This is a genomic window from Streptomyces deserti (assembly GCF_054782695.1).
On record NZ_BAAGRZ010000075.1, the window covers coordinates 1 to 6,556 of the forward strand.

The 6,556-nt window shown below is 72.3% G+C and carries 3 protein-coding genes; 1 reads left to right on the forward strand and 2 read right to left on the reverse strand.

The window, feature by feature from the left end:
- Both ACYVMZ_RS38955 and ACYVMZ_RS38960 read right to left on the reverse strand, forming a co-directional pair.
- The coding region (locus tag ACYVMZ_RS38955; protein WP_461087998.1) for a condensation domain-containing protein at window positions 1-1,523 on the reverse strand (1,523 nt) is incomplete at its 3' end.
- A complete protein-coding gene (locus tag ACYVMZ_RS38960) occupies window positions 1,523-6,328 on the reverse strand; it encodes an amino acid adenylation domain-containing protein (RefSeq protein ID WP_461088000.1) in 4,806 nt (1,601 codons plus the stop codon). The genes ACYVMZ_RS38955 and ACYVMZ_RS38960, both read right to left, overlap by 1 nt.
- Before the next feature lies 1 nt (window position 6,329).
- On the opposite strand from ACYVMZ_RS38960, the gene ACYVMZ_RS38965 reads away from it, so the two are divergent.
- Window positions 6,330-6,556, forward strand: a 227-nt coding sequence (locus tag ACYVMZ_RS38965; protein WP_461088002.1) for a hypothetical protein, incomplete at its 3' end; no start/stop codon positions are given.

The following is a 6,556-nucleotide window of genomic DNA, read 5'->3' on the forward strand; positions in this document are numbered from 1 at the left end:
GCCCACACCTCCACCCGCGCATACGACAACTCCACACCACCACCAACCAACGCCACCGCATCCGGAGACCGCACCACCTGCGCCGCGAACAAGTCCGGCAGCAGGGCAGCGGGTACCGGTCCGGCCGTGTCGTTCCATTCCTCCACGATCCGCCGGTACTCGGCCGGGCCGAGCACGTCCAGGGAGCGGACGGGGGCGGACGGGTCGGCGGCGGCTCCCTCCAGGACGCGTGCCACCATGTCCGCGATCCGCTGGACCGTTCCTGCGTCGAACAGGTCGGCCGCGCCGATGAGGGCGCCCCGCAGTCCCGCGGGCCGCCCGTCGTCGTCGAGCGTCTCGCGCAGCACCAGGTCGAGGTCGAGGTCGCGCGCCTGCTCTTCGTCGGAGACCATCTCGACCCGCAGACCGGGCAGTTCCAGGGCCGGGCCGCCGCGCCGCCCGGCGGACATCAGGTCCTCGGTCTCCACGGCCGCCATCACCTGGAACAAAGGGTGCCGGGCCAGTGACCGGGTCGGGGCCAGCTCCTCGACGAGTTTCTCGAACGGCACGTCCTGGTGCTCGTAGGCGTCCAGGGAGGCCTCACGCACCCGCTGAAGCACATCGGTGAAGGTGGGGTCACCGGACAGGTCGGCGCGGATCACCAGGTTGTTGACGAAGAAGCCGACGAGGTCGTTGAGCCCCTCGTCGGTCCGGCCGGCGACCAGGGTGCCGATCGGGAGGTCTTCGCCCGCCCCCATCCGGGACAGCAGCACCGCCAGCGCGGAGTGCGCCACCATGAGCAGGCTCGCCCCGTGGTCTCCCGCCAGCTGAAGCAGCCGCCGGTGGACGTCGGCGGAGATCTCCAGCTCGGCGGTGTGACCGCGGGACGTGGTCTGTGCCGGGCGGGGCCGGTCGGTGGGCAGTTCGAGTTCCTCCGGCGCGCCGGCGAGGGTGCGCCGCCAGTACGTCACCTGCTCGGACAGGGTGCTCTCGGGGTCGTCCTGCGTTCCGAGGAGCTCACGCTGCCACAGGGTGTAGTCCGCGTACTGCACCGGCAGCGGGTCCCACCGGGGCTCGCGGCCCGCCAGGCGCGCCGTGTAGGCGGTGGAGAGGTCGCGCATCAGCGGTCCCATGGACCAGCCGTCGGCCGCGATGTGGTGGACGACCAGGACCAGCACGTGCTCGTCGGGGTTCACCGCGAACAGACAGGCGCGTACCGGGATCTCGGCCGCCAGGTCGAAGGCGTACGCGCTCGCGCGCCGCACTTCGTCCTCCACGTCCTCCGGCGTGACCTGGACGACCCGCAGCTCGAAGCCTGCTTCCTCGGTCGGCAGTATCCGCTGGTACGGTTCGCCGTCCGCGGCCGGGAGAACGGTGCGCAGCACCTCGTGGCGGTCGATCACGTCCCGCAGGGCGGCGGCGAGCGCGTCGCCGTCCAGGGGTCCGGTCAGCCGCAGGGCCAGCGGGATGTTGAAGGTGTCGGCGGACCCCTCCAGCTTCCACAGGAACCACAGGCGGCGCTGCGCGAACGACAACGGAATCATCAGAACTCCTTCTCTTGCCTACGCATCGGCCGCAGCGCGGGCCTGGTCTTCTTCTGTGAGCCGGTGTGTGCCGTCAGCCACTCGGCGACACCGGCGGGTGTGGGGTTCGCGAACAGCACTCGGACCGGCACGTCGACGCCCGCCACCGCCCGCACCCGGCTGAGCAGCCGGGTGGCCAGCAGGGAGTGCCCGCCGAGTGCGAAGAAGTGGTCGTCGGCGCCGATCTCGGGCAGGTCGAGGATGTCGGCGAACGCCTGGCACACCAGTTCTTCCTGCGGGGTGGCGGGTGCGCGGCCGGTCCCGGCCTTGCCGTAGTCGGGGGCGGGCAGCGCCTTGCGGTCCAGCTTGCCGTTGACCGTCAGCGGCAGGGCGTCCAGCACCACCACGGCCGACGGCACCATGTACGAGGGCAGCCGCTCCGCCGCGAACCCGCGTACGGCCTGGGGCAGTTGATCGGCGTCGGCGCCTTCACCGGGAATGACGTACCCCACGAGCCGCAGCTCGCCGGGCGAGTCCTCCCGTACGATCACCGCGGTCCGGGCCACGTCAGGATGCGCCGCGAGCACGGCCTCGGTCTCGCCCGGCTCGATCCGGAATCCGCGGATCTTGACCTGGTCGTCCGCGCGGCCGGCGTAAACCAGCTGCCCGTCGGCGTTCCACTTCGCCCGGTCACCGGTGCGGTACATCCGCTGCCCGGGCTGGAACGGGCATGCCACGAAGCGCTCCGCCGTCAATCCGGCAAGGCCCAGATAGCCGCGTGCCAGGCCCGTGCCCGACAGGTACAGCTCACCCACGACGCCCATCGGCACGGGACGCAGCGCGGCATCGAGCACGTAGCCGCGGGTGTTGAGGACGGGCCGGCCGATCGGCACCGCCGCCCCCGCCTCCAGGCCGGGACGGCATCGCCACACCGTGGCGTCCACGGTCGCCTCGGTCGGCCCGTAGGTGTTGAACATGGTGCGGCCGTCCGCCGCCCAGCGTTCGACCAGTTCGGGTGGGCACGCCTCGCCGCCGACGTCGAGCACGAACGCCGGGTCCAGGAGATCGTCGGGAATGGTCGCCGCCACCGCGGGCGGCAGCGCCGCGTGCGTCACTTGCTGGTCGACCAGGAAGCGGGCGAACTCGGCTCCCAGCCGCCGATCCGCCGGCACGGTCACCAGGGCCGCGCCACGCAGCAGTGCCAGCAGCCACTCCTCGCAGAACATGTCGAAGCCCACGGACGCGAACTGCGCCACCCGGCTTCCGGCGTCCACGCCGTACCAGTCATGGCTCGCCGACAGGTTGGCGCATCCCTCGTGCGTGACGACGACGCCCTTCGGGCGTCCGGTCGATCCCGACGTGTAGATCACGTACGCCGGGTGCGAGGGCAGCAGCGGAGCGATGCGGTCGGCGTCCGAAATGGGCGTCGCGTCGTAGCCAGCGGTCTCCGTGAGGAACTCGGGTGTGTCCAGCACCAGCACCGGCCCGGCGTTGTCGATCATGAACCGGACACGCTCGCGCGGCTGCCCGGGGTCGATCGGAAGGAACGCGCCGCCCGCCTTCAGCACGGCCAGGACAGCGACCACCACCTCCGGCGACCGCTCCAGCACCAGGGCCACCACCGACTCCGGGCCGACCCCCTGCGCGATCAGCTTGCGCGCCAGACGGTTCGACCGCTCCTCGACCTGCCCGTAACTCAGCTCGGTATCGGTACCCACCAGCGCGACCGCCTCCGGGGTCCGCGCCGCCTGCGCGGCGAACAGATCCGGTACCAGGGCATCCGGCACCGGCCCCGCCGTGTCGTTCCAGTCCTCCACGATCCGCCGGTGCTCGTCCGGGGCGAGCAACTCCACCGCGCTGAGGGGCACTTCGGCGTCGGCGGCGGCCACGGTGAGCACCCGGACCAGGTAGGCCGCGATCCGTTCGGCCGTCGTCCGGTCGAACAGGTCGGCGGCCACCGTGAGCGTGCCGTACATCCCGTCCGGTGCGCCCTGCTCGTCGCGGCGCTCCGACAGGCTCAGTGAGAGGTCGTACCGGGCGACGCCGTGGGCGAGCGGCTCGCCGCTCACCTCCAGTCCGGGCAGCCGCAGCCCTGCTTCCGGGACGTTCTGCACATCGAGCGCCACCTGGAACAGCGGCTGCCGTGCCAGGGAACGCTCGGGGACGAGCTCCTCCACCACGTGGTCGAAGGGCAGGTCCTGGTGTGCGTACGCCGCCAGGTCGGTGTCGCGCACGCGCCGCAGCAGCTCGGCGAAGCTCGGGTCGCCCGACACGTCGGTGCGCAGCACGAGCATGTTGACGAAGAAGCCGATCAGATCGTCGAGCGCGTCGTCGGTGCGGCCGGCCAGCGCGGTGCCGATCGGGATGTCGTCGCCCGCGCCCAGCCTGCTCAGCAGTGCCGCGAGGGCTGCCTGGAGCACCATGAAGACGGTGACCTGTTCGGTGGCGGCCAGTTCCGTGATGCGCCTGTGCAGGTCCGCGGGCAGTTCCACCGGGACCTCGTCTCCCCGGCGCGTCGGCACCGCGGGGCGGGGCCGGTCCGTCGGCAGCGCCATCTCGTCGGGGACGCCAGCGAGGGTCTCCCGCCAGAACGCCAGCTGCCGGGCCTGGACGCTGTCCGGGTCGCCCGCGTCGCCGAGGAGTTCCCGCTGCCACAGGGCGTAGTCGGCGTACTGCACCGGCAGCGGCGTCCAGTCCGGCTCCCGGCCCTCCAGGCGCGCCGCGTACGCGGCCGACATGTCCTGGGCCAGGGCCGCGATCGACCATCCGTCGGTCGCGATGTGGTGCACCGCCAGCACGAGGACGTGCTCGTCCGGCGCCAGGGTGAGCAGCCACGCCCGGATGGGGATCTCCGTTGCGAGGTCGAAGGCGTATCCCGCCACGCGGTCGATCTCGGCGGCGACCTCCCCGGCCGCGACCTCGACGGCGGTCAGCTCGAAGTCGGCCTCCTCGGTTCGCAGGATCCGCTGGTAGGGCTCGCCGTCCTCAGCCGGGATCACCGTCCGCAGCACCTCGTGGCGGGCGATCACGTCCCGCAGCGCCGCGCTCAGCGCCTCCCGGTCCAGCGCGCCGCGCAACCGCAGGGCGGTGGTGTTGCTGTAGCTGGCGCTGGAGCCCTCGAGCTGCCCGATGAACCACAACCGGCGCTGTGCGAAGGACAGCGGCGGCCGCTCCGGGCGTTCCCGCGAGGTGAGGGCCACGCGGCCGGGCGCGACCGGGCGCAGTCGTTCGGCCAGGCGTCCCGGGGTCAGCGTCTCGAACAGCGCCCGAATCGACACCTCCATCCCGAGCACCGACCGCATGCGGCTGACCAGCCGGGTCGCCAGCAGGGAGTTCCCGCCGAGCGTGAAGAAGTCGTCGTCGGGGCCGACCCGTTCCCGGCCCAGCACGTGGGCGAACGCCTGGCAGAGCAGTTCCTCGTGGGCGGTGGCGGGAGCGCGTCCGGAGCCCGCCGTCCGCGCTCCGGCCGTCTCCGGTACGAGCACGGCCCGCCGGCCGGCCGCGGAGGCGGCCACGCCCTCGTCGGGGATCTGGTCCGCCGCGCCGGGCACGTCCACCGACATCAGCGGGAGGTCGGGGCTGTCCTCCAGCGCGGTGGTGAGGTTGGCGAGGGTCGTCTCCAGCAGGGCGGCGACCCGGTCGGCGTCCACCGGGTGCGCGGCGTCCACGGTGACGCCGAGCGCCTCGCCGTCGTCGTCGATCGAGACGCCCAGCGGGTAGTTGTTGCGTTCCTGCGTGAAGAGGGTCGTGACGTCCGCGAGCACATCGTCGGGCTCGTGGACGACCGGCCTGGCATGCCGGTAGTTGAACAGCGCGGTGAACAGGGGCGTGCCGGCGGGCAGGCCGCTGGCCGCCTGAGCCAGTGTCAGCGGTGCGTGCTCGTGCGCCAGCAGGTCGGCGAGCTGGTCGCGCACGTCCGTCAGTGCCCGCCCCACCGTCTGCCCGGCCAGCTTGACCCTGACCGGGAGGGTGTTCATGAACAGTCCCGGAACGCGGTCGGCCCCGATGGTCGCCCGGCCCAGCAGCACCGTGCCGAACACGATGTCGTCGCGGGCCGACACCGCCGCCAGCATCCGGGCCCATGCCAGGTGGAGGATCGTCGCGGGGCTGACCCCCCGTGAGCGTGCCAGAGCCTGTACGCGCCCTGTCAGCTCGTCGTCCACCCTCAGCCTGGCCTGCGCGAGCTCCGTGCCGTCGCCGCGGACGTCGAGCAGCCCGTAGGGGGCGCTGGTCTCCGTCACGTCACCCAGCAGTGCGGAGAAGTACTCCTGATGCGCTTCTTCGGGCATGCCCAGCCTGGCCTGCGCCACGAAGCCACGGAACGGCACCGGCGCGGGCAGCGCATCGGCCCGCCCGGCCAGCAATGCCTTGATCTCGTCGAGGACCATGTCGAGCGCGGTGTGGTCCTGGACCAGGTGATGCATCCGTATCAGCGCCAGCCATCCGTCGCCGTCCGGCTCGGCCGCGATGTGCACCGTCAGCAAGGGCGCACGGTCCAGTTCCATGCGCCCGCCGGCGGCCGCCAGCAGTTGCCCGACCGCGTCTCCCGCGTCGGCGTCGAGGGTGACCTCGGTAACGGGCAGCTCGGCGTGCCGCCACACCACCTGGACGGGCTCGGGCAGTCCCTCCCACACGATCGCCGTGCGATACACGTCGTGCCGGTCCACCACCTGCTGCAACGCGCGCAGGAACGTGTCCAGGCTCTGGCGCGCCCCGAAGCGCAGGGTGAACGGCATGGCGTAGACGTCGTCGCCGTCCCGGTCGGCCATCAAGTGGTGGAAGAAGATGCCTTCCTGCAGCGGCGCGAGCGGGTACACGTCCTGCACGTTGGCCGCACCACCCGGCACGGCCGCCACCACCCGCGCGACCTCCGCCTCGGACAACTCCACCAACGGCAACATCTCCGGCCGGATCTCGCTAGCGCCCTCGGGGATGAGGTTCGGCGGCACCTCCACCCACTCCGGCCCCGCCACCGCCGCAAGCGCAGCCGGCGTCGGCGTCACGAACAACGCCCGCACCGACACCGACACCCCACGCCGCCGCAACCACTCCAC